This window comes from Pseudothauera nasutitermitis (genome assembly GCF_004801295.1).
Taxonomy (GTDB): Bacteria; Pseudomonadota; Gammaproteobacteria; order Burkholderiales; family Rhodocyclaceae; genus Pseudothauera; species Pseudothauera nasutitermitis.
This window is the reverse complement of record NZ_SSOC01000003.1, coordinates 177,954-201,493: the sequence shown is the minus strand read 5'-3', so window position 1 is coordinate 201,493 and position 23,540 is coordinate 177,954. Positions and strand designations below refer to the sequence as shown.

Genomic DNA, 23,540 nt, shown 5'->3' with positions numbered 1-23,540 from the left:
CTGCCGGGCCTCTATCCCGCGGTGCGGCCTGTGTGGGATCAGGCCACGGCAACCGGAATCTTGCCGATCTTTGCCTGCCACTCCTTCGGCCCGGTGTTGTGCACGCTGGTGCCGCTGGAATCCACCGCCACGGTCACTGGCATGTCTTCCACGGTGAACTCGTAGATGGCCTCCATGCCCAGGTCTGCGAAGCCCACGACCTTGGCTTCCTTGATGGCCTTGGAAACCAGGTAGGCGGCGCCGCCGACGGCCATCAGGTAGGCAGACTGGTTGTCCTTGATGGCGTCGATGGCGACCGGGCCGCGCTCGGACTTGCCGATCATGGAGATCAGGCCGGTCTTCTCCAGCATCATGCGGGTGAACTTGTCCATGCGCGTGGCGGTGGTGGGGCCGGCGGGGCCGACCACTTCGTCGCGCACCGGATCGACCGGGCCCACGTAGTAGATCACGCGGTTGGTGAAGTCCACCGGCAGCTTCTCGCCCTTGGCCAGCATGTCGTGGATGCGCTTGTGCGCGGCGTCGCGGCCGGTGAGCATCTTGCCGTTGAGCAGCAGGATCTGGCCAGGTTTCCAGGCGGCCACTTCCTCCTTGGTCAGCGTGTCGAGATTGACCCGGGTGGCGACGTTGGTGTCGGCCTTCCAGGTGACCTGCGGCCAGTCTTCCAGCTTGGGCGTGGGCAGCTTGGCGGGGCCGGAGCCGTCCAGGTGGAAGTGCACGTGGCGGGTCGCCGCACAGTTCGGGATCATCGCCACCGGCAGGCTGGCCGCGTGGGTGGGGTAGTCCATGATCTTCACGTCCAGCACGGTGGTCAGGCCGCCCAGGCCCTGGGCGCCGATGCCCAGCGCATTCACCTTTTCCATCAGTTCCAGGCGCAGTTCCTCGACGCGGTTGAGCGCGGCGCCGGAAGCAGCCTTGGCCTTCAGTTCATGGATGTCCACCGGGGCCATCAGGGATTCCTTGGCGAGCAGCAGGGCCTTTTCCGGCGTGCCGCCGATGCCGATGCCGAGGATCCCGGGCGGACACCAGCCGGCGCCCATGCTCGGCACGGTCTTCAGCACCCAATCGACGATGGAGTCGGAGGGATTGAGCATGGCCATCTTGGTCTTGTTCTCCGAACCGCCGCCCTTGGCCGCACAGATGACTTCCACGTGGTGGCCGGGGACGATCTCGTAATGCACCACGGCCGGGGTGTTGTCCTTGCTGTTCTGGCGCTTGCCGGCCGGATCGAGCAGCACGGAGGCGCGCAGCTTGTTGTCGGGGTGGTTGTAGGCGCGGCGCACGCCTTCGTCGATCATCTCCTGCACGCTGCGCTTGGCGTCCCACTTCACGTCCATGCCCACTTTCAGGAAGACCACGGCGATGCCCGTGTCCTGACAGATGGGGCGGTGGCCTTCGGCGCTCATGCGCGAGTTGGTGAGAATCTGCGCGATGGCGTCCTTGGCCGCCGGGTTTTCCTCGCGTTCGTAGGCTTCGCCGAGCGCCTGGATGTAGTCCAGCGGATGGTAGTAGCTGATGTACTGGAAGGCATCCGCGATGGACTGGATCAGGTCTTCTTCGCGAATCACGGTCATGGCGAGGTTCTCCGTAGTGAAGGGGCGGGGCCCGTTGCGGGGTGGCGTCGAAGCGCGGAATTCTAGCACCGCGCGGCAGATGCCCGGCGTGCCTGGACGGGTGGGCGACCGTGTCGGATGCGCTGTACGCGGCCATTCCAGGGCCGTAAGATCGGCTGCCGTGCGGTGCGCCGGCCCCGGATGGCGGCCTGGCCTACCGGATGCACGCCCCCGACTTCCACAGGAGCCCGATCATGAAGAAGAAAACACACAGCTGCCTCGCCGTCCTGGCGATGGGCATGGGCCTGAACGCCTGCGCCACCACCGAGGCGGAAATCAAGCCCTATCCGCCTGCGGCCGAGGGCCAGGTGCGCCACGTCATCCAGTTGCCGCAGCAGGCCAACGAATACGATTTCAAGGTCGAACTGATCGCCGGCAAGACCATGGAGGTCGATTGCAACCACCGCAGCCTGGGCGGCGAGTGGCAGGAAAAGACCGTGCAGGGCTGGGGCTACACCTATTACGAGCTGGAGAAGGTCGGCCCCGGCATCAGCACCATGATGGCCTGCCCGCCGGGCAGCACCCGGCAGGCTTTCGTGCAGGTGGGCGGCGAACCGCTGCTGGTGCGCTACAACAGCAAGCTGCCGCTGGTGCTGTACGCGCCGAGCGATGTGGAGGTGCGCTACCGGGTGTGGGCGGCCGGCCTGGAAAGCGTGCCGGCACCGCGCCGCTGATCCGTCTGACCGCTGTTGAAGGTGCTGGATGGTGGGTATCTAGTCCTCGCATATAGCGTTTCGGGAGAGTCACATGGCCACCAGCACTGTTTTCACCAACAACCCTTCTTCCTCGGCGATGGCGTCACCGCTACCGAAGATTTCATGAGCGAGCGTGCCAGCCAGGACCAGGACGAACGCGAAGCCCTATGAACTCGCCGGCTTTGTCATAGAGCCGTGGCCTGCCCCTCTTTGGGGTTTCATATCCTGTCAGCCAGTCGCGCCATCAAGTCCATGCGTTCATGCAGAATCGCCACGATCAACGTGGGCGTCCCTCACGCGGCAGGCAAAACACATAGTGATGCCCGCAGTGCGCCATGCGCAACGCCGGATGGATTGCGCTCATGTCCTTGAAAGCACCCTCACCGGCAACCAGGCGCTCAATACCTTGTTTTAGCCGGGTGATGTAGCTGCGCACCTGCGCATCGCCCCATTGCTTGCGCGCAGATCCGCTTCCGCCGCATCCGTCAGTGTGTAAGCCGTCAAGTGCGGCGGCCCTCGGCAAGTTCTTCATCGAGAATTTCCCCGATGCGCTTGCCGGACACTTTTCCTGCCAAACCTTCGTTGATGCGTACCGCCAGCAAGGCTTTCAGTTCCTGCCAAGCCTGATCGCCGTCTGCATCGCCGGGAAACAAACGTTCCAGTGCGTATTGCTTGATCGTCTTGCCCTGCAAGGCGGCCAGGGCTTTCAGGCTTTGGTGCTGCTGATCGGTAATGTCGATGGTCAGACGGCTCATGTGACGGCTCCCAGTGTTCCCACAAACCCACATTAGCACAAGCGCGGATGGCGTCAAGAAACTGAGCAGATCCTGCTCGTCCGCCGTTTTGGCCCGCTTGATGCCTCGACCACCAAGAGGCTGCGCACGGCCACTTCGGTTGAACTGGAGCAATGGACCGACAACATTCTCGATGCGCGGACGCTGGAGGAGGTTTTCAGCCAGGGCTGAAACCAGCGGAAAATCGGAGGATTCGCGGTCACTGCGGAAAAGGATGAAAAACGGTCCCGGCGGGTTTTCCGCCGGGGCCGTGGTGCTTCTGGAATGGATCAGAAAGTGTACCTGGCCGTCAGGGTGAAACTGCGTGGATCACCGTAGCGGCCGTAGTTGTTGTAGAAGCCCGTGTAGTACTTCTTGTCGAACAGGTTGTTGATGTTCATTTGCAGGCTCAGATCCTTGCCGGCCTGATAGCTGGCGAACGCATGAACCAGGGCGTAGCTTGCTTGCTCTGTGTCACCACCGCCAGGGCGCTTGTCTTTTTCGTAGATCCGGCTTTGCCAGCTCAGATGGCCGCCAAGCGTCCAGCGGTTCCATTCGCCGGGCAGGCGGTAGGAGGTGCTCAGGCGCAGCAGGTTCTGCGGCTGGATGGTCTGCACGGCGCTGCCGTCGCCATCCTTGGAGATGCGCCGGGTGAACCCGCCGGCCACGTTCCAGCCGCGCAGCGGTTCGCCCGAGACTTCCAGCTCGTAACCGCGCGTCGTGGTGCCATCGACGGCCTTGTAGCGGTATTCGCTGTCTATGATGGCGTCGAACTCGGCCAGGTTGTCCTGCTTGACTTTGAAGATCGCCGCCGAGACGTTGAGTCTGCCGCCGTGGAACGAACCCTTGAGGCCGGCTTCGTAGTTCGTGCCGATGATGGGGTCGAGCAGCGCGCCGTTGCGGTCGCGGACGGTCTGTGTATTGAATATGTCAGCGTAGCTGGCGTAGGCCGAGTAGTTGTCCGAGACATCGTAGATCAGCCCGGCATAGGGGGTCAGTTCCTGATGATATCTGGCGGTCGAGGTGACGCCCCAATTCGTCAGTGAGTAATCGACGTTGGTCAGGCGCGCGCCCAGAATCAGTTTGAGCGGGTCGGCCAGGCTCAGGCGGCTGGCGACATAGGCGGCTTTTTCCCTGTGGTCGATGTAGATGGGGTTGTCGGTGCGGTGGACCGTACCGAACTGCGGATAGGGGTAAGAACCCTGGTTGTAGTAGCTGTCGAGCGGCGGGACCGGCAGGCGCTCGTAGAAGAGCCGGCTTTCGTCGTATTGGTAGTGGGAGTAGCCCAGCATCAGTTCATGTTCCCGCCCGAGCAGGGTGAAGGGGCCGGAGGCGGAAAGATCGAAGGTGTCTTCCTGCTTGTCGATGTCGTAATACATGCCACCCAGCCAGAAACTGCCAGCGCCGGTCTCGCGGTCGAACACCCCTTCGAGCGTGCGAAGCTTGGGCGTCGTCTCGGTTTTCCGGTAGCTGTACTGCAGCCTGGCCTGCCAGCCGTTGGCGAATCGCTTCTCCAGGCTGGCGAAGCTCGCCAGGCGTTCGGAGTCGATGTAGGTCCAGTCCGCGGCGGTCGTGGTCGAGCGCGAGAAATTCGTCCTGCTCCCGTCGGCGTAATACATCGGCACCGGCGCGCCGTAGGTGGCACCCCTGGTGAGGCTGTCGTGGTAATCGACGCCCAGGGTGAACAGCATGTCGGCAGGCAGGTCGGCTTCCAGCACGCCGTACACCCCGGTGCTGCGCTTGTCGTAGTAGTCCAGATAGGACTTCCGGTCGGCATGGGTGGCGACCAGCCGTCCGCGGATTTTTCCTTCCGCCGCCAGCGGGCCGGACAGGTCGATCTCGCCCCGATAGGCATCCCAGCTGCCGGCGCTCAGTTGCGCGTGCCCCTGGAATTCCCGGGTGGGTTTCTTGCGCACCAGGTTGATGGCGGCGGAAGGCTCGCCCGTGCCGCTCAATAGGCCGGCCGCGCCGCGCACGATTTCTACCCGATCGTAGATGGCGTTGTCGGAGAACCAGTCGTTACTGAATCCGAAACCGTTGTCCGACGAAGACACCCCATCGTGGCGGATCTTGGTGATTTCGAAACCGCGTGCGCTGGGCAGGGTGCGGTTGCTTTCGTACTGGTTCATGGTGATGCCGACCGTGCGCTCCAGGGTATCGGTCAGCGTGGTCAGCCCCTGGTCGTCCATCTGCTGCCGCGTGACCACCGTGACGGACTGCGGTGTGTCACGCAGCGTCAGGCCAAGACCGGTGGCAGTGCGGTTCGGGCCGCGCTGGGTGTAGCTACCGGTTCTCTCGGTCGTGCCGCTGCGGTCGGCTGAGGCACTCACCGTCACCGGTGTCAGCGTGACATCGCCGCCACTCGGCGCCTGCTCCAGCGTGAAACCGTTGCCCTGCCTCACCGCAACCAGCCCGCTGCCAACGAGCAGGCGTGCCAGCGCCTGGGCGGCGGTATGGCTGCCTTGCACACCGGGGCTGTGCTTGCCGCCGCCGGCGATCTCCGGGGTGAAGGACACGTTGATGCGGGTTTGCGCGGAGAATGCCGTCAGCGCGTTCTGCAGCGGGCCGGCGGGGATGGCGAAGTCGAAGGCGGCTTCCTGCGCCCGCGCGGTGGCGGGCAGGGCCAGCGTGGTACCGGCCGCGCCGAGGAAGGCGAGGTGCAGGGCGAGCGCCAGCGGGCGCAGCAGTTTGGGCGGATGTTTGCTCATGTTGCGGGTTCCTCGAAGAATGGATGGCATGGCGCGCATGGGGCGCTCATGCCTTCAAGTCGTTCGAGAAACGCAAATCAACAACACTTGGCAAAAATTTTTTCCCGCACCTTCACGAGGCGGTGACGCGCACCCAGTAACGGGTGCGGTAGACGACCCGGATGGGCAGTGTGGCCGACAGGTTCTGCAGTACGCCGGGAATGTCGTCGAGGTGGAAGACGCCGGACAGGGTGAGGTGGGCGATGGCCGGGTCGCAGCCGAGGTGGCCCTTGTGGTGGCGAGCCAGTTCGTCGATGACGCGGCCGAGTGGCCAATTGTCCACGGCCAGCAGGCCGTTGCTCCAGGCGTCGGCGTTGGCTTCGAGTGGTGCGGCGGGTTGTGTTGCCGTGGCGGAGAAGCGGGCTTGCTGGCCGGTTTGCAGCAGCAGGGGGGTAGCGCCATCCGCCGGGCGGATTTCCACGGCATGTTCGAACACCTGGACGAGGCTGTCGCCGGTATCGGCGCGTACCGCGAAGCGGGTGCCCAGGGCGCGGATGCTGCCGTGCCGGGTGCGGACGATGAAGGGTCGCTGCTGTGGGTCGGGCGCGGTGGTGATTAGGATTTCGCCGTGGTGGAGGCGGATTTCGCGCTGGCTGGCGTCGTAGCGCACGTCCAGCGCGGTGGCGGTGTTGAGTTGCAGTTGCCCGCCGTCGGCCAGCGTGATCTCGCTGCGTTCCCCGGTGCCGGTGCGGTGCGTTGCCGTCAGGACCTGGATGGCTTCCTTTTCTCGCCAGGCCAGCGTGCCGGTGGCGCCGGTCATCAGCAGCACGGTGAGGGTCTTGAGCATCTGCCGGCGTGCGCTGTGCGCGGCGTGGAAGGTGTCGCGGCCGACGGCTTCCGGCAACTGATCGAACGTATGCCGCAGGCGTTGGACGCGTTCCCAGGCTTGCCGGTGGGTGGGGTCGAGTGCCAGCCAGCGGGCGTGTTCCTGGTGTTCCGGGGCGTCCGGCCCTGCGTTGCGCAGGTCCAGATACCAGGCGGCGGCCCGTTCCAGCGTGGCGGCGTCCGGCCGCCGGGCGAACGTTTCAGTCATCGATCAGGGCCAGGCACTGGGCCATGGCGCGGATGAAGTGCTTGCGCACGGTGTTGGTGGACAGCCCCATCTGGCGGCCGACTTCGGCCAGGCTGAGGCCGTCGAGCTGCACGCGCAGGAAGATGTCGCGCGGGCGCTCGCCGAGCTGGTCGAGCAGGCGGTCGATTTCGAGCAGGGTTTCGACGATCTGCTGGCGGGCTTCCGGGGAGGGCGCGGCTGCGTCGGCGCGCATGGCCAGCGCGTCGGCGTAGGCCTGTTCGATGCTGCGCCGGCGGAACAGATCCACCAGCAGGTTGCGCGCGATGCTGCTCAGGTAGGCCTTGGGCTCGCGCAGTTCGTCGGCCCGGCGCTGCACCAGCACGCGGAGGAAGACGTCCTGGGCCAGGTCGCAGGCCTGGTCCGTGCATTGCAGGCGGCGGCGTATCCAGGTGCGCAGCCAGCCGTGGTGCGTGCTGTAGATCTGCTCGAACCGGGTGTCGAACTCGGCGGGGCTGCTTTCCATCGGGCGGCTGTGGGTGAAGAAGGGTTCGGCGGATTATAAACGAGAACCATTCTTAAACATGGGGTGCGCTCAGCGCGGCTTCCACCAGGGGTTTGGCCCAATCCGGCGTGTGTTGCAGGTCTGCCGCGACGGTGGGCCAGAGCAGTTGACCGTGCTGCATTTCGAGGATCGGGGTGGGGTCTGGGATGGGCTCGCCGGGAGCGGCGTCGGTGCTGTTGTCGAATACGCGCAGATAGGCGAGGTGGGGCATCAGCGCGATGAGGTTTGCGCGGGCGCGGATCCAGCGTTCACGGATCTTGGCTTCCGGAATGTCGTGCCCGCCGGCCGCGACGCGCGCCCGGACCCGGGCGATGTGCTGCTCGGGCGAGGACAGGCCGCAGAACCACATGATGACGTCGTGGCTGGCGGTGGCGGCCCGGAGGCGCTCGGGAACCTGGTTGCCGCCAAGCGTAGTTTCAAAAGCGTAGGCGTGGCCGTGCGCCAGAGCAAGGTCGAGGCGGCGCATGCCTTCCTGCCAGGCCCGGGCGTTGGCGTCGGTCTGGCCGCAACCGGTGGCTGCGACCAGCTCGCGTGCGAACTGGTCTGGATTGAACCAGTTCAGGCCGACCCGTTCCAGCAGGTGCCCGCCGATTGAACTTTTGCCGGCACCGTTGACGCCGGCCAGTATGAATATGACCGGACGGGGCATCAGAAGCCGCTGCCGGCCTTCACGCGGCCGTCGAGCCGGACGGGGGCGCGGCTCAGCGTGCGCAGGCGCTCGCTGGCGTCGTCGGCCTGCAGGGCGGCGAGACGTTGGTCGAAGCGGCGGCGCAGGGCGTCCAGCGCGGCATCGTCACCGCTGTCGGCAAGGGCCTGGACGATGGCGGCATATTCGTCGGCGGAGAGGATGACCGCTTCGGGCTCGTTGTGATTGGTGACGACGACCTTGCCGGTACGACTGACCGTTTTCATCACGCCGCGCCAGCCCAGCCGTTTGAGGTCGGAAGCCGGCGTGCGAGGCAGGGTGCCGATGGCATCGAGTTTGAGCGCTTGGGCCATGTACGGTCTCCGGAGACAATGAGGTAAATATAGCCTTATTTCCCAATATGGCAAATTTACCCTTTTTGCCACCGCTGTCCGGACGGGGGCTTTGCAGGCTGGCGGCTGGGCCGCAGGTGTGTTACGCGGGCGGGGCATTGAGCCGCCAGCGCCGCACCTTGTCGTACAGGGTGGGCTTGGGCAGCTTGAGCTCGGCGGCGGTGGCGGCGATGTCGCCCTGGTTGCGGCGCAGAGCCTCGCGGATCAGGGTTTTCTCGAATTCCTCCACCTGGCGGGCGAGGCCGACGGTATCGGCGGGTGCCCCGGCGGCGGTGCCCAGGCCGAGGGTGTCGTCGAGCAGGCCGAGTACCAGGCGGTCGGCCACGTTGCGCAGTTCGCGCACGTTGCCGGGCCAGTCGTGCGCCATCAGGCGGGCGAGCTGGGCGGCGTCCGGCGCAGGGGCGGGGCGCTGGTAGAGGCTGGCGGCCTGCAGGATGAAGTGTTCGAGGAGGATGGGGATGTCCTCGCGGCGTTCGCGCAGCGGCGGCAGGTCGATGAAGGCCACGCCGAGGCGGTAGTAGAGGTCGGCGCGGAAGGCCTGGCGGTCGCTCAGCGCCTTCAGGTCGTCCTTGCTGGCGGCCACCACGCGGCAATCCACCTCGACCTGCTTGTTGCTGCCGATGCGCTCGATGCGGCGTTCCTGCAGGGCGCGCAGCAGCTTGATCTGCACGGCGGCGGGCATGCTCTCGATTTCGTCGAGGAACAGGGTGCCGCCCTGGGCATACTCGAATTTGCCGATGCGCAGTTTGTTGGCGCCGGTGAAGGCGCCGGCCTCGTGGCCGAACAGTTCGCTCTCTGCCAGGTTTTCCGGCAGGCCGCCGCAGTTGAGCGGCACGAAGGGGTTGCGCCGGCGCGCGCTGTGGTCGTGCAGGCAGCGCGCGACGAGTTCCTTGCCGGTGCCGGTTTCGCCGTAGATCAGTACGTTGGCGGAGGTATCGGCCAGTGCCAGCAGGGTGCGGCGCACCTGCTCCATGCGCGCGGAGCGGCCGATCAGCGCGGACTGGATGCCGTGCCAGCTTTCCAACTGGTGGTGCAGCGCCTGGACCTGCAGGGTGAGGCGGCGCTTGTCCACCGCGCGGCGCACGGTGGAGATCAGTTGGTCGCTGGGGAAGGGCTTTTCGATGAAGTCGTAGGCGCCGTCGCGCATGGCCTGCACGGCCATGGCGATGTCGCCGTGGCCGGTGACCAGGATCACCGGCAGGTCGGCATCCAGGCCGCGCAGTTCGGCCTGCCATTGCAGGCCGCTCGTGCCGGGCAGCTGGACGTCGCACAGCACCACCAGCGGGGCGCCGGGGGCGACGTGGGGGCGGGCCTGCTCGACGCTGGCGTGGGCGTCTACGCTGAAGCCGGCGAGTTCCAGCGTCTGCGTACAGCCGAGGCGCACGTCGGGGTCGTCCTCGACGAAGAGGACGCGGATGGGGATGTCGTCGGTCATGTCGTCCGTCATGGTGTGGGGGCGTCCGGCGCGCGGGCCAGCACGATTTCGAAGCGGGCGCCGCCGCCGGGCAGGTTCCCGCCGCTCAGGGAGCCGCCCAGTTCGCGCGCGATGTGCGCGGACAGCGACAGCCCCAGGCCGAGGCCCACGCCGGCCTGCTTGCTGGTGGTGAAGGGTTCGAACAGGCGAGGCAGGATGTCGGCGCGGATGCCGGGGCCGCTGTCGTCGACGCGGATGCGCACGCGCTCGCCGTCGATGTGCGCGCATACGTGGATGCGCCGGTCGATGCCGTGGGTGACGGCGTCGATGGCGTTGCGCAGCAGGTTGACCAGCATCTGTTCCAGGCGGGTTTCGTCGGCCAGGACCTGCAGCACGGGCGGGTCGATCTCGGTGCGCAGGGTGACGCCGTGCTGGCGCAGGCTGGCGGCGACGAGGAATTCGGCGTTGGCCAGCGCGCGGGCCACCGAGGTGGGCGCGGGTGGTGCGCTGGGCTTGTGGGAGAACACCTTGAGCTGCCGGGTGATGCGCGCGAGGCGGTCGACCAGCTGGGTGAGGCGCTGCAGGTTGCTGCGCACGTCGGTCTCGCGCCCGTGCTCCATCAGTACCACGGTGTTGTCGGCGAGCGCGTGCATGGCGGCCAGCGGCTGGTTGAGTTCGTGGGCGAGGCCGGCGGACATCTGTCCGAGCGCGGCCATCTTGCCGGCCTGCACGAGTTCGTCGCGCGCGGCGCGCAGTTCGGCGGTGCGCGCGGCCATGTCCCTTTCCAGTTCGGCATGGGCGGCCTGCAGGGCGGCCTGGTTGCGCAGGCGCGCGCGGATGGTGCGCTGGCGCTGCCAGGCGAGCAGTCCGGCGAGCAGCAGCACGGTGCCGCCCAGCGCGGCGATCAGCGCGGCGGAGAGCGCCTGGTTGCGCACCGCGGTTTCGTCGTCGAGCACATAGACGTGCCAGTCGCCGTGTTCCAGCGCGCGGGAGGAGGCCACGTAGCGCTTGCCTTCCAGCACCACCTCGCGGGGTTCCTGCGCGGGGCCGGAGAGTTCGCGCCAGTCCAGCGCTGCGAGGGGGGCGTCGCCATACGGGCGGGCCTCGCCGATGTCGCGCAGCCGCGCGGCGGACAGCGGGCGCAGCGGGCGGAAGCGCCATTCCGGGCGGCTGGTGAGGATGACCACGCCGTTTTCGTCGGTGAGCAGCACCTCGCCGCCGTTCTGCTTCCAGTCGCGTTCGATGTCCGCCAGGCCGATCTTCACCGTGGCGATGCCGCGCTGCGCGCCGTCGCGCGGCAGGGCGTAGGACAGGTAGTAACCGGGCCGGCCGCTGGTCACGCCCAGGCCGAAGAAGCGTCCGTGTCCGGTGCGCAGCGCGTCGCGCACGTAGGGGCGGAAGGAGAGGTCGGTGCCCAGCGGCGTGCCCGGCTGGTCGGCGTCGGCGGCGGCGATGGCCAGGCCTTCCAGGTCGAGCACGTAGAGCATTTCCGCGCCGGCGGTGGAGTTCACGCCGTGCAGATAGCGGTTGACGGTGTCGCGCAGCCGGTCGTCGGCGGGCGTGTCGAACAGCGCCATGACGTCGGGCGCGGTTTCCAGCAGCGAGGGCAGGTATTCGAAGCGCGCCAGCACGCCCTGCACGCGCAGGGAGATGAGTTCCAGGCGGTGGCGCTCGGCATCGCGCAGCTTGCGCAGGCCGTTGTCCAGCGCGATCCGGTGGCTGAACGCGGCCAGCGCGCAGACCAGGGCAACGGCGGCGAGCACGCGGAACGGCAGGGACAGGCGCGGGACGCGGATCATCGGGTGGTCATCCGGTGGCGGTCCGGGGCGGTTGTGCGGTGGGTGGTGCCCGGAAGAAAAATGCCCCGGCGCGGCAGGGCGCGCCGGGGCATCGGCAGTATAAGGGCTGTACGCGCGCACCGGCCAGCGGTCGCGCGCGCTGGTGCGCTCAGACCGTCTTGGGCATGTGCTGGTCGACGCGGTCGAGCACTTCTTCCGGCTCGTCCGCCTCTTCCTCCTTCTCGTTGTTGAGCACGCGCTGCAGGCGGTCGGTGTCCAGGTCGTTGGTCCACTTGGCGACCACCACGGTGGCCACGCCGTTGCCGATCAGGTTGGTCAGCGCGCGGGCTTCGGACATGAAGCGGTCGATGCCGAGGATCAGTGCGATGCTGGCGACCGGCACGTGGCCCACCGCCGACAGCGTGGCGGCCAGCACGATGAAGCCGCTGCCGGTGACGCCGGCCGCACCCTTGGAGGTGAGCAGCAGCACGGCCAGCAGGGTGAGCTGCTGCACCAGGGTCATCGGCGTGTCGGTGGCCTGGGCGAGGAACACCGCGGCCATGGTCAGGTAGATCGAGGTGCCGTCCAGGTTGAACGAGTAGCCGGTGGGGATCACCAGGCCGACCACGGACTTGCGCGCACCCAGGTTTTCCATCTTCGCCATCATGCGCGGCAGCACCGACTCGGAGGACGAGGTGCCCAGCACGATCAGCAGTTCTTCTTTGATGTACTTGATGAACTTGATGATGGAGAAGCCGTGGAAGCGGGCGATGGCGCCCAGCACCATGAAGATGAAGATCAGGCAGGTGGCGTAGAAGGTCGCCATCAGCTGGCCCAGCGAGAGCAGCGAGCCCAGGCCGTACTTGCCGATGGTGAAGGCCATCGCGCCGAAGGCACCGATGGGCGCGACGCGCATGATGTAGCCGACGATGACGAACAGCACGTGGGAGAACTTCTCGATGAAGTCGAACACCAGCGTGCCGCGCCCGCCGAACTTGTGCAGCGCGAAGCCGAACATCACCGAGAACAGCAGCACCTGCAGGATCTCGCCCTTGGCGAAGGCGTCCACCACGGTGCTCGGGATCACGTTGAGCAGGAACTGGGTGGTGGTGATCATCTTGTTCGGGTCGGCATAGGCTGCGACGCTGGCGGAGTCCAGCGTGGCCGGGTCGACGTGCATGCCCACGCCCGGCTTGACCATGTTGATGATGACCAGGCCGATGATCAGCGCGATGGTGCTGGCCGCCTCGAAATACAGCAGGGCCAGGCCGCCGGTCTTGCCGACCTTCTTCATGTCTTCCATGCCGGCGATGCCGATCACCACCGTGCAGAAGATGATCGGCGCGATGATCATCTTGATCAGCTTGATGAAGGCGTCGCCGAAGGGCTTCATCGCCGTGCCGGTGTCGGGATAGAAGTGCCCGAGGATGACACCGATGACGATCGCCACGATGACCTGGAAGTACAGCGACCGGTACAGCGGCTTATGTTGCTCCTGAGGACTGCTCATGCTCTCTCCTGATGTGTAAGTGCTGAACGCGGCGTGCGGGGCACGGGTCGCGTCGTGCTTTGTAGAAGCTTCGTCGAGGCCCTCCGCTGCGGCAGAGGGATCGCGGGCGCAGCTTCAGCAAGAGAGGTGCCAGATGTCTTTTATAAGACCAAATTGGTAAGTAATTGAAAGAAATGAATATTGCGGAGATGTGTCATAGATGGCTCGCCGTAATTATGGAAATCCATAATTACGGCTTTTCTGTCGTATGGATTTCCATGCGATGCCGGTGGAGGCAGGGCGCGTCCGCCGGCCGGCCGATACTGCCCGCCGCGGGTACTCCAGGGTGGTTTCACACTGTAAGTCGTGTGTAAGATAGATGTTCTTCAATACGCGCAGTTCGCGTGTCGTACGGCGAATCGGACCCCAGACTGGAAACATCCAGCAGCCCCGGAAAACGAGGGCAGAATCAACCTGTTAGGTTAGGAGAGGAAGATATGTCGAACGAGCAGCAAGCCCGTCTGTACTACCCGTCCGATGAAGTGGTCAAGAACGCCGCGGTTTCCGGCATGGATGCTTACCTGGCGCTGTGCAAGGAGGCCGAACGCGATTACGAGGGCTACTGGGCCCGTCAGGCGCGTGAACTGCTCGACTGGAAGGTGCCGTTCAACCAGGTGCTCGACGAGAGCAACGCGCCGTTCTTCAAGTGGTTCGCCGACGGCAAGCTCAACGTTTCCCACAACTGTCTCGACCGCAACGTCGAGAAGGGCCTGGGCGACAAGGTCGCGCTGATCTTCGAAGCCGACAACGGCGACGTCACCCGCGTCACCTACAAGGATCTGCTCTCCCGCGTGTGCAAGCTGGCCAACGGCCTGCGCGCGCTGGGCATCAAGAAGGGCGACCGCGTGGTCATCTATCTGCCGATGTCCATCGAAGGCGTGGTGGCCATGCAGGCCTGCGCGCGCATCGGCGCCACCCACTCGGTGGTGTTCGGCGGCTTCTCCGCCCAGGCGCTGCGCGACCGCATCACCGACACCCAGGCGGTGGCGGTGATCACCGCCGACGGCCAGTTCCGTGGCGGCAAGGCGCTGCCGCTGAAGCCCATCGCCGACGAAGCCATCGCGCTGGGCGGCTGCGAATCGGTCAAGAACGTGGTGGTGGTCAAGCGCACCGGCGCGGACGTCACCGTGGTCGCCGGGCGCGACAAGTGGTACAGCGACGTGGTCGCCGGCCAGCCGGAAACCAGCGAACCCGAATGGGTCGAGGCCGAACACCCGCTGTTCCTGCTGTATACCTCCGGTTCCACCGGCAAGCCCAAGGGCGTGCAGCATTCCACCGGCGGCTACCTGCTGCAGGCCGTGCTGACCATGAAGTACACCTTCGACATCAAGCCCGAGGATGTCTTCTGGTGCACCGCCGACATCGGCTGGGTCACCGGCCACACCTACATCACCTATGGTCCGCTGGCCTGCGGCGCCACCGAGATCGTCTTCGAAGGCGTGCCCACCTACCCGGACGCCGGCCGCTTCTGGAAGATGATCCAGGACCACAAGGTCAGCATCTTCTACACCGCGCCGACCGCCATCCGTTCGCTGATCAAGGCGGCCGACAACAACCCGGCGGTGCATCCCACCAAGTACGACCTGTCCAGCCTGCGCCTGCTCGGCTCGGTCGGCGAGCCGATCAACCCGGCGGCCTGGGAGTGGTACTACGAGAACGTCGGCGGTAGCCGCTGCCCCATCGTGGACACTTTCTGGCAGACCGAAACCGGCGGCCACATGATCACCCCGCTGCCGGGCGTCACCCCGCTGGTGCCGGGTTCGTGCACGCTGCCCTTCCCCGGCATCCAGGCCGCGGTGGTCGATGAGACCGGTACCGAGGTGCCCAACGGCCAGGGCGGCATCCTGGTCATCAAGCGCCCGTGGCCGTCGATGATCCGTACCGTGTGGGGCGACGACGAGCGCTTCAAGAAGTCCTACTACCCGGCCGACTTCCAGGGCCAGCTGTACCTGGCCGGCGACGGCGCGATCCGCGACAAGGACACCGGCTACTTCACCATCACCGGCCGCATCGACGACGTGCTCAACGTCTCCGGCCACCGCATGGGCACGATGGAAATCGAATCGGCCCTGGTGGCCCATGAGAAGGTGGCCGAGGCCGCCGTGGTGGGCCGTCCGGACGATGTCACCGGCGAAGCCATCGTCGCCTTCGTGGTGCTCAAGGGCCCGCGCCCCACCGGCGAGGAAGCCAAGGCCGTGGTGAAGGAACTGCAGAACTGGGTCGGCAAGGAAATCGGCCCGATCGCCAAGCCCAAGGACATCCGCTTTGGCGAGAACCTGCCCAAGACCCGTTCCGGCAAGATCATGCGACGCCTGCTGCGACAGCTGGCGAAGGGTGAGGAGATCACCCAGGATACGTCGACCCTCGAGAATCCGGCGATCCTGGATCAGTTGAAACAGTCCGCTTGAGCGGCGTGAAGCCGGGTAGCGGCCCGCAGAGGCCGGCCCGGCCTGGATGATGAGGCAAAGGCCGGCTCCGTGCCGGCGTGGGGAGGAGGAGAAAGGCGCGCGCAGACGCGCCTTTTTTTCCGCCGGGCCGTCCCAAGGAAAAAGCGCCCCCGGGAGCGCGCGGGGGCTTTTTTTCGGCCGCGCATGCCCGGTGGCGCTGCCATGCCGGCGCCCATCGCTATAATCGGAAGGCCAATGACCACGTGCCCGGCATGGATGCCGCCGAACGAGCGGCACGGCCGCCGGCCCAGGCCGGCGCCATCGAGGGCAGCGTCACATCAGGAGGCGGGTGATGCGCAAAGGGCTTGCGGGACAACGGCTGGTGACGGTCTTCCTGGCCGGCATGCTGCTGTTCAACTACCCGGTGCTGTCGCTGTTCGACCGGCTGGAGCTGGCCTTCGGCTTTCCGCTGCTGTACGTCTATGTATTCGCGGTGTGGGCCGCGCTGATCGCGCTGGTGGCCTGGATCGTCGAGCGCGGGGCACGCTGAGGAGAACGGACGGATGCTGTCCGGCGGGCTGATCGTCAGCGTTTCCTTCGCCTATCTGCTGCTGCTCTTCGCCGTGGCACACTTCGCCGACCGGCGGGCCGGCGAGGGCCGTTCGGTGATCGCCAACCCGTGGACCTACGCGCTTTCGCTGGCGGTGTATTGCACGGCATGGACCTATTTCGGCAGCGTCGGGCGGGCGGCTTCCGGCGGGGTGTGGTTCCTGCCCATCTATCTCGGCCCCACGCTGGGCTTCGCGCTGTCCTGGCTGATCATCCTGAAGATGATCCGCATCGCCAAGACCTACCGCATCACTTCCATCGCCGACTTCATCGCCTCGCGCTACGGCAAGAGCCATCTGCTCGGCGGGCTGGTCAGCATCATCGCGCTGGTCGGCACGGTGCCCTACATCGCCCTGCAACTGAAGGCCATCTCCAGCGGCTATGCGCTACTGATCGGCGAGCACGACGGCGCCTACCGGCCCATCCACACCGGCAGCTGGATGCAGGACAGCACGCTGTACATCGCCCTGGTGCTGGCCGCGTTCACGGTGTTCTTCGGCACCCGTCACCTCGACGCCACCGAGCGCCACGAGGGCATGGTGGCGGCCGTGGCCTTCGAGTCGGTGGTCAAGCTGGTGGCCTTCCTGGCCGTCGGCCTGTTCGTCACCTACGGCCTGTTCGACGGCTTCGGCGACATCTTCTCGCGCGCGTTCGCCGATGCCGAACTGGCCAGCCTGTTCACCCTGGCCGGCACCGGCGACGCCGGCTACGGCGGCTGGTTCGCGATGACCCTGCTGGCCATGCTGTCGGTAATCTTCCTGCCGCGCCAGTTCCAGGTCGCCGTGGTGGAAAACGTCAACGAGCAGCATCTGCGCCGCGCCACCTGGGTATTCCCGGCCTACATGCTGGCGATCAACATCTTCGTGCTGCCCATCGCGCTGGGCGGCCTGCTGCTGTTCGGCGCCGGACAGGCCGATCCGGACACCTACGTGCTCACCCTGCCGCTGGCCCACGGGCAGGAGTGGCTGGCGCTGCTGGCCTTCGTCGGCGGCCTGTCGGCGGCCACCGGCATGGTCATCGTGGAAACCATCGCGGTGTCCACCATGGTGTGCAACGATCTGGTGATGCCGCTGCTGCTGCGCCTGCGGCGCTTCAAGGAGGCCGCCGACCCGGATCTCACCGGACTGCTGCTGGGCATCCGGCGCGGCGCCATCCTGGCGGTGCTGCTGCTCGGCTATCTGTATTTCCGCCTAGCCGGCGAAGCCTACGCGCTGGTGTCCATTGGCCTGATCAGTTTCGCCGCCGTGGCGCAGTTCGCCCCGGCCATGCTGGGCGGCATGTACTGGCGCGGCGGCACGCGCGACGGCGCGCTGGCCGGGCTGGCGGCGGGTTTCCTGCTGTGGGCCTACACGCTGATGCTGCCCTCGTTCGCCAAGTCCGGCTGGCTGGACGCGAGCTTCCTCGAACACGGGCTGTTCGGCCTAGCGTGGCTGCGCCCCGAGCAGCTGTTCGGCCTGCAAGGGCTGGACAACATCAGCCATGCGCTGTTCTGGAGCCTGGCCGCCAACATCGGCTGCTACGTGCTGGTCTCCGTGCTGCGCTCGCCAACCGGGCGCGAGGCCAGTCAGGCCACGCTGTTCGTCGATGTCTTCCAGCGCGGCCAGGCCGGCCTGCCGGCGAGCTTCTGGCGCGGCAGCGCGCAGGTGGCCGATCTGCTGCCGCTGGTGGCGCGCTTCCTCGGCACGCGGCGGACCATGGAGGTGTTTTCCGCCTATGCGCGCGAACGCGGAGTGGCGCGCGTGGAGGATCTGAAGGCCGACGCCGGGCTGGTGCATTTCGCCGAGACCCAGCTGGCCGGGGCCATCGGCAGCGCCTCGGCGCGCGTCATGGTGTCCTCGGTGGCGCAGGAGGAGCCGCTGGGGCTGGACGAGGTGATGAACATCCTCGACGAGGCCTCGCAGGTGCGCGCCTATTCGCACCAGTTGGAGGAGAAGTCGCGCGCGCTGGAGGCGGCCACCGACGAACTGCGCCGCGCCAACGAGCAGCTGAAGGAACTGGACCGCCTGAAGGACGACTTCATGTCCTCGGTGACCCATGAACTGCGCACGCCGCTGACCTCGATCCGCGCGTTCTCCGAGATGCTGCTCGACGACCCGCAGATCGACCTGGCCGAGCGCACGCGCTTCCTGGGCATCATCGTGTCCGAGACCGAGCGCCTGACGCGCCTGGTCAATCAGGTGCTGGACATGGCCAAGATCGAATCCGGCCATGCCGAATGGCACAACAGCGACATCGACCTGCGCGCACTGGTCGAGCACGCGGTGGACACCACCGCGCAGCTGTTCCGCGACCGCGGCGCGCGGGTGGAGCAGGACCTGCCCGAATCGGTGCCCACGCTGCGTGCCGACCACGACCGCGTGATGCAGGTGATGCTCAACCTGCTGTCCAACGCGGCCAAGTTCGTGCCGCAGGACGAAGGGCGGGTGCGCGTGGCGCTGCGCCGGGAGGGCGATCTGCTGCGCGTGGATGTCACCGACAACGGTCCGGGCATCCCGCCGGAGTTCCTCGTGGTGATCTTCGAGAAGTTCCGCCAGGGCGGCGACCAGCGTTCGCGCCCGCAGGGCACCGGGCTGGGGCTGCCGATCAGCAAGCAGATCGTCGAGCATTTCGGCGGCCGTCTGTGGGTGGTGTCCACGCCGGGCGGCGGGGCGACCTTCTCTTTCGCCCTGCCGCTGGGCGGGCGGGGGGAATCCGCAGCGGCGGCGCACAATGAAATAGAATAGCGAGCGGGAGAGAGGCAAACATGACCAAGAAAATATTGATCGTCGACGACGAGCAGAACATCGTCATTTCCCTGGAATTCCTGATGAAGCGCGAAGGCTACGAGGTTTCCGTGGCCAGCGACGGCGAGGAGGCGGTCGCGCGCATCCGTGCCGAGCAGCCCGACCTGGTGCTGCTCGACGTGATGATGCCCAAGAAGGGCGGCTTCGAAGTCTGTCAGGAGGTGAAATCGGACGCGGCGCTGAAGGGCGTGCGCATCCTCATGCTCACCGCCAAGGGGCGTGACACCGAGGTGGCCAAGGGCCTGGCGATGGGGGCGGACGCCTACATGACCAAGCCGTTTTCCACCAAGGATCTGGTGGAGAAGGTACGCGGCCTGCTGGCGGAGCACTGAGCCATGTCGGCGCGCACCCGCTTCATCCTCGCGGTGGTGGTGCTCGGCCTGCTGATGACCGGGCCTTTCCTGCTCACCGCCGCGCTGATCTGGTTCGAATCCCGGGGTGCCGAGCGCGACATGCTGATCCAGGCGGTGGTGCCCCATCTGCCGCTGGGCACTCTGGTCACCGCCTTCGGCTTCGTGCTGGGCGTGGCCGTGGTGCGCAACCTGTTCCGCCAGTACGTGAAAGGGCTGGAGCGCCTGGGCGAGCAGCTGCGCCTGATGCTCGGCGCCAACCGCGATTTCCGCGTCGAACCGTCCGGCCCGCCGGAGGTGTGCGAGGTGGTCGGCGTGGCCAACGAACTGGCCCGCCAGCGCGATGGCATGATGGACGACGTGGAGGCGCAGATCGAGCGCGCCAAGGGCCGTGTCGAGGAAGAGAAGAACCGCCTCGCGGCGCTCATGTCCGAGCTCACCCAGAGCGTGGTGGTCTGTAACCTGGATGGCCGCATCCTGCTCTACAACAACCGCGCGCGCGCCCAGTTCCGCGCGCTTTCCGAGGCGCCCGGGGTGGCCGGCGGCGGCGAGCTGATCGGCCTGGGGCGCTCGATCTACGCGGTGTTCGAGCGCAACCTGATCGCCCATGCGCTGGAAACCATCCAGCAGCGCCTGCGCCGCCCTGGCGGGCAGGCGGTGGCCAACTTCGTCACCGCGCTGCGCGGCGGCCAACTGATCCGCGTGCAGATGTCGCCGGTGCTGTCGGGCGGCGAAGGGGAGGAAGGCGGAGAGGGCGCGCGCGAGGTCACCGGCTTCATCCTGCTGCTGGACAACATCACCCGCGATTTCGAGAGCGAATCGCGCCGCGACGAGATGATCCACACGCTCACCGAGGGCAACCGGGCATCGCTGGCCAACGTGCGCGCGGCCGCCGAGATGCTCGACTACCCGGATCTGCAGGACGAACTGCGCGAGCGCTTCCGCAAGGTCATCCGCGACGAGGTGCAGGCCATGAGCGCCCGCCTGGACGGCGCCGCCACCGAGTTCGCCGACACGCTGAAGTCGCGCTGGCCGCTGGAGGACATGCTGGGTGCCGACCTGATCTCCGCCGTGCAGGGCCGCATCGAAGCTGCGCTGGGCCTGCCCACCAAGGTCGAGGAAGTGGACGAAAGCCTGTGGATGCGCGTCGACAGCTTTTCGCTGCTGCAGGCGCTCACCTACCTGGCCAGCCGCCTGTCGGACGAATTCGAGGTACGCGAGGTGCGCTTCCGCCTGACCGGTTCGGGCCGTCTGGTGCACCTGGACCTGATCTGGTCCGGCCAGGCGATGAGCACCGAGACGGTGATGAGCTGGGAACTGGAGCCGATGCGCTTCGCCGGGGAGAACAGCCCGCTGGCGGTGCGCGACGTCATCGACCGCCATGGCGGCGAGATGTGGCTGGAGCGTGAGAAGGTGCGCCACCGCGCCTTCTTCCGCATCCTGCTGCCGGCGGCGGTGCCGCAGGAGCAGCCCGACGCCGGCGACAGCCTGCGTGCCGGGCGCCCGGAATACTACGACTTCGACCTGTTCTCGTGGTCCGAGCGCGCCCACGGCCTGGACGACCGCCTGCTCACCGAACTGGCCTACACGGTGTTCGATACCGAAACCACCGGGCTGAACCCCTCTGAAGGCGACGAGATCGTGCAGATCGGCGCCACGCGGGTGCTCAACGGCAAGCTGCTGCGCCAGGAATCCTTCGAGCAGCTGGTGGACCCGCGCCGGCCGATGCCGCGCCAGGCGGTGGACATCACCGGCATCACCCCGGAGATGCTGCGCGGCCAGCCGCCCATCGAGAAGGTGCTGCCGGCCTTCCATGCGTTCTCCGCCGACACCGTGCTGGTGGCGCACAACGCGGCCTTCGACATGCGCTTCCTGCAGCTCAAGGAGGCTTCCACCGGGCTGGCCTTCGACCAGCCGGTGCTCGACACCCTGCTGCTCTCGGCGGTGGTGCATCCCAACCAGGAATCGCACAGCCTGGACGCCATCGCCCAGCGCTTCGGCCTGAAGAACGAGGGCCGGCACACCGCGCTGGCCGACGCCGTGGTCACCGCCGAGGTGCTCATCAAGCTCATCCCGCTACTCGCCGAGCGCGGCATCCGCACGCTGCGCGAGGCGCGCGAGGCCGCCGAGAAGACCTACTACGCGAGGCTCAAGTACTGATGCGCGCAGTTCGCCACGTCCGGGCCCGATGAGCGCCGGAGACCGCTTCAACCGGCAGCTGCGCCGCTACTACAGCTGGTACACCGGCAGCTTCATCGCCTTCGTGCTGCTGCTCGCCATCGGCGAATTCTTGGGCATGTCGCAGGCCGCCATCGGCCACGTCTTCCTGTTCGCCACCATCGCCATCTACGCCGGCATCGGGGTGATGAGCCGCACCTCGGACGTCACCGAATACTACGTGGCCGGGCGCCGCGTGCCCGCGCTGTTCAACGGCATGGCCACCGCCGCCGACTGGATGAGCGCGGCCACCTTCATCGGGCTGGCCGGCATGCTGTATTTCTCCGGCTTCGAGGGGCTGGCCTTCGTCACCGGGTGGACCGGCGGCTTCGTGCTGGTGGCGCTGCTGCTCGCGCCCTACCTGCGCAAGTTCGGCCAATACACCATTCCCGATTTTCTCGGTGAGCGCTACCAGGGCAACTTTGCCCGCGTGGTCGGCCTGTTCGCCGCCGTGCTGGCCAGCTTCGTCTACCTGGTGGCGCAGATCTACGGCGTGGGCCTGGTGACCAGCCGCTTCGTCAGCGTGGAATTCGAGATCGGCCTGTTCATCGGCCTGGCGGGCATCCTGGTGTGCTCCTTCATGGGCGGCATGCGCGCGGTGACCTGGACCCAGGTGGCGCAGTACGTGATTCTCATCATCGCCTACCTGGTGCCGGTGGTGATCCTGTCCTACAAGGTCACCGGCGTCCCGGTGCCGCCGGCGGTGTACGGTTCGGTGCTCAGCCAGATCGGCGAGCGCGAGTCCGAACTGCTGACCGACCCGGCGGAAATCGGTGTGCGCCACCAGTACCGCCAGCGGGCGGAGGAATATGCGCACAAGATCGAACAGCTGCCGGTGTCGCTGGAGGCCGAGCGCGCGGCGTTGATCGAACGGCTCAACGCGCTGCGCCTGAACAACGCGCCGGCGCGCGAGATCGCCCTGCTCGAACGCACGCTGCGCGATCTGCCGCGCACCGTGGAAGAAGCGCGCGCGCGCTGGGAAAAGGAGCGCCAGCACGCGCTGGAGCGCGCGCGCCCGCCGCCGCGCCACGCGGAGGCGCATCCGGGCAACTCGCCCGAGGCGTCCGCCGTGGCGCGCAACAACTTCATTGCCCTGGTGTTCGTGCTGATGGTCGGCACCGCCGCGCTGCCGCACATCCTGATGCGCTACTACACCACGCCCAGCGTGGTGGAGGCGCGCAATTCGGCGTTCTGGAGCCTGTTCTTCATCATGCTGCTGTACATCACCGCGCCGGCCTACGCGGTGTTCGCCAAGTGGGAGGTGTACAGCAACCTGGTGGGCTCCAGCCTCACCGAACTGCCCGCCTGGGTGGCCTCGTGGGGCAAGGTCGGGCTGGTGAAGATCGAGGACCTCAACGGCGACGGCGTGCTGCAACTGGCGGAACTGTCCATCGACACCGACGTGATCATGCTGGCCACCCCGGAAATCGCCGGCCTGCCCTACGTGGTGGCCGGGCTGGTGGCCGCCGGCGGGCTGGCTGCCGCGCTGTCCACCGCCGACGGCCTGCTGCTGACCATCTCCAACGCGCTGTCCCACGACTTCTACTACAAGGTCATCAACCCCAAGGCGTCCACACACCGCCGGCTGATGATCTCCAAGTCGCAACTGCTGGTGGTGGCGGTGGTGGCGGCCTGGGTGGCCTCGCTGCGCCCCGACCACATCCTGTTCATGGTCGGCATGGCCTTCTCGATCGCCGCCGCGGCCTTCTTCCCGGCGCTGGTGCTGGGCATCTTCTGGAAGCGCGCCAACCGGCCCGGCGCCATCGCCGGCATGCTGGCCGGCCTGGGCGTCACGCTGTACTACCTGGCCAGCACCCACGCCTTCTTCGGCGGGTCGATGGACAACGCCTGGTTCGGCATCAACCCGATCGCCGCCGGTGCCTTCGGCGTGCCGCTGGGCTTCGCCACCATCGTGGCAGTCAGCCTGTGCACCCGGCCGCCGCCGCGCGAGATCCAGGACCTGGTGGATTTCGTGCGCTATCCGCAGTTGCCGGCCGGAGGCGATCCGCGCTGAAT

General features: G+C 66.8%; 18 protein-coding genes. 7 read left to right on the top strand and 11 right to left on the bottom strand.

Annotated elements, in window-relative coordinates:
* Positions 1 to 38: 38 nt before the first annotated feature.
* Positions 39 to 1,571 carry a fumarate hydratase gene (locus E6C76_RS08225; RefSeq protein ID WP_136347761.1) on the bottom strand — a complete coding sequence of 511 codons (1,533 nt, stop codon included), beginning with the start codon at positions 1,569 to 1,571 and terminating at the stop codon, positions 39 to 41.
* Positions 1,572 to 1,804: 233 nt separating this feature from the next.
* Here E6C76_RS08225 and eco point away from each other — a divergent pair, with 233 nt between their 5' ends.
* On the top strand, positions 1,805 to 2,284 hold the full coding sequence (gene eco / locus E6C76_RS08220) for a serine protease inhibitor ecotin (protein WP_136347760.1): 480 nt from the start codon (positions 1,805 to 1,807) through the stop codon (positions 2,282 to 2,284).
* A gap of 298 nt (positions 2,285 to 2,582) precedes the next feature.
* Here eco and E6C76_RS08215 read toward each other — a convergent pair whose 3' ends face one another.
* The 10 genes from E6C76_RS08215 to E6C76_RS08170 all read right to left on the bottom strand — a co-directional run bounded on the left by E6C76_RS08215 (position 2,583) and on the right by E6C76_RS08170 (position 13,139).
* The gene (locus tag E6C76_RS08215) at positions 2,583 to 2,837 is read right to left on the bottom strand and encodes a type II toxin-antitoxin system RelE/ParE family toxin (protein WP_230976198.1); all 255 of its coding nucleotides are present in this window, start codon (positions 2,835 to 2,837) and stop codon (positions 2,583 to 2,585) included.
* Complete coding sequence (locus tag E6C76_RS08210) at positions 2,806 to 3,060, bottom strand: antitoxin (RefSeq protein ID WP_136347759.1); 255 nt, start codon at positions 3,058 to 3,060, stop codon at positions 2,806 to 2,808. Before E6C76_RS08210 ends, E6C76_RS08215 begins: the two co-directional genes overlap by 32 nt.
* A gap of 308 nt (positions 3,061 to 3,368) precedes the next feature.
* A complete protein-coding gene (locus tag E6C76_RS08205; RefSeq protein ID WP_168734287.1) occupies positions 3,369 to 5,786 on the bottom strand; it encodes a TonB-dependent siderophore receptor in 2,418 nt (805 codons plus the stop codon).
* 112 nt (positions 5,787 to 5,898) lie between these two features.
* Positions 5,899 to 6,858 (bottom strand): FecR domain-containing protein, encoded by a 960-nt coding sequence (locus tag E6C76_RS08200; protein ID WP_136347757.1) that lies wholly within the window; start codon positions 6,856 to 6,858, stop codon positions 5,899 to 5,901.
* Positions 6,851 to 7,360, bottom strand: coding sequence for a sigma-70 family RNA polymerase sigma factor (locus E6C76_RS08195; RefSeq protein WP_136347756.1), 510 nt, complete (start codon positions 7,358 to 7,360; stop codon positions 6,851 to 6,853). Before E6C76_RS08195 ends, E6C76_RS08200 begins: the two co-directional genes overlap by 8 nt.
* A gap of 52 nt (positions 7,361 to 7,412) precedes the next feature.
* Positions 7,413 to 8,048 carry an AAA family ATPase gene (locus tag E6C76_RS08190; RefSeq protein WP_136347755.1) on the bottom strand — a complete coding sequence of 212 codons (636 nt, stop codon included), beginning with the start codon at positions 8,046 to 8,048 and terminating at the stop codon, positions 7,413 to 7,415.
* The gene (locus E6C76_RS08185; RefSeq protein ID WP_168734286.1) at positions 8,048 to 8,398 is read right to left on the bottom strand and encodes a type II toxin-antitoxin system Phd/YefM family antitoxin; all 351 of its coding nucleotides are present in this window, start codon (positions 8,396 to 8,398) and stop codon (positions 8,048 to 8,050) included. The genes E6C76_RS08190 and E6C76_RS08185 overlap by 1 nt, the downstream gene beginning before the upstream one ends.
* A gap of 121 nt (positions 8,399 to 8,519) precedes the next feature.
* The gene (locus E6C76_RS08180) at positions 8,520 to 9,884 is read right to left on the bottom strand and encodes a sigma-54-dependent transcriptional regulator (RefSeq protein WP_230976197.1); all 1,365 of its coding nucleotides are present in this window, start codon (positions 9,882 to 9,884) and stop codon (positions 8,520 to 8,522) included.
* On the bottom strand, positions 9,881 to 11,650 hold the full coding sequence (locus E6C76_RS08175; protein WP_136347753.1) for a sensor histidine kinase: 1,770 nt from the start codon (positions 11,648 to 11,650) through the stop codon (positions 9,881 to 9,883). Before E6C76_RS08175 ends, E6C76_RS08180 begins: the two co-directional genes overlap by 4 nt.
* Before the next feature lie 148 nt (positions 11,651 to 11,798).
* Complete coding sequence (locus E6C76_RS08170) at positions 11,799 to 13,139, bottom strand: dicarboxylate/amino acid:cation symporter (protein ID WP_136347752.1); 1,341 nt, start codon at positions 13,137 to 13,139, stop codon at positions 11,799 to 11,801.
* A gap of 476 nt (positions 13,140 to 13,615) precedes the next feature.
* Here E6C76_RS08170 and acs point away from each other — a divergent pair, with 476 nt between their 5' ends.
* The 6 genes from acs to E6C76_RS08140 all read left to right on the top strand — a co-directional run bounded on the left by acs (position 13,616) and on the right by E6C76_RS08140 (position 23,538).
* Entirely contained in the window at positions 13,616 to 15,586 is a 1,971-nt protein-coding gene (acs, locus tag E6C76_RS08165) for an acetate--CoA ligase (RefSeq protein ID WP_136347751.1), read from the top strand.
* Positions 15,587 to 15,917: 331 nt separating this feature from the next.
* Positions 15,918 to 16,115 carry a hypothetical protein gene (locus E6C76_RS08160; RefSeq protein ID WP_136347750.1) on the top strand — a complete coding sequence of 66 codons (198 nt, stop codon included), beginning with the start codon at positions 15,918 to 15,920 and terminating at the stop codon, positions 16,113 to 16,115.
* Positions 16,116 to 16,128: 13 nt separating this feature from the next.
* The gene (locus E6C76_RS08155) at positions 16,129 to 18,897 is read left to right on the top strand and encodes a sensor histidine kinase (protein WP_136347749.1); all 2,769 of its coding nucleotides are present in this window, start codon (positions 16,129 to 16,131) and stop codon (positions 18,895 to 18,897) included.
* Positions 18,898 to 18,917: 20 nt separating this feature from the next.
* The gene (locus tag E6C76_RS08150; RefSeq protein WP_136347748.1) at positions 18,918 to 19,289 is read left to right on the top strand and encodes a response regulator transcription factor; all 372 of its coding nucleotides are present in this window, start codon (positions 18,918 to 18,920) and stop codon (positions 19,287 to 19,289) included.
* Positions 19,290 to 19,292: 3 nt separating this feature from the next.
* The gene (locus E6C76_RS08145; RefSeq protein ID WP_136347747.1) at positions 19,293 to 21,467 is read left to right on the top strand and encodes an exonuclease domain-containing protein; all 2,175 of its coding nucleotides are present in this window, start codon (positions 19,293 to 19,295) and stop codon (positions 21,465 to 21,467) included.
* A 28-nt stretch (positions 21,468 to 21,495) separates the two neighbouring features.
* Positions 21,496 to 23,538 (top strand): VC_2705 family sodium/solute symporter, encoded by a 2,043-nt coding sequence (locus E6C76_RS08140; protein ID WP_136347746.1) that lies wholly within the window; start codon positions 21,496 to 21,498, stop codon positions 23,536 to 23,538.
* Positions 23,539 to 23,540 lie beyond the last annotated feature (2 nt).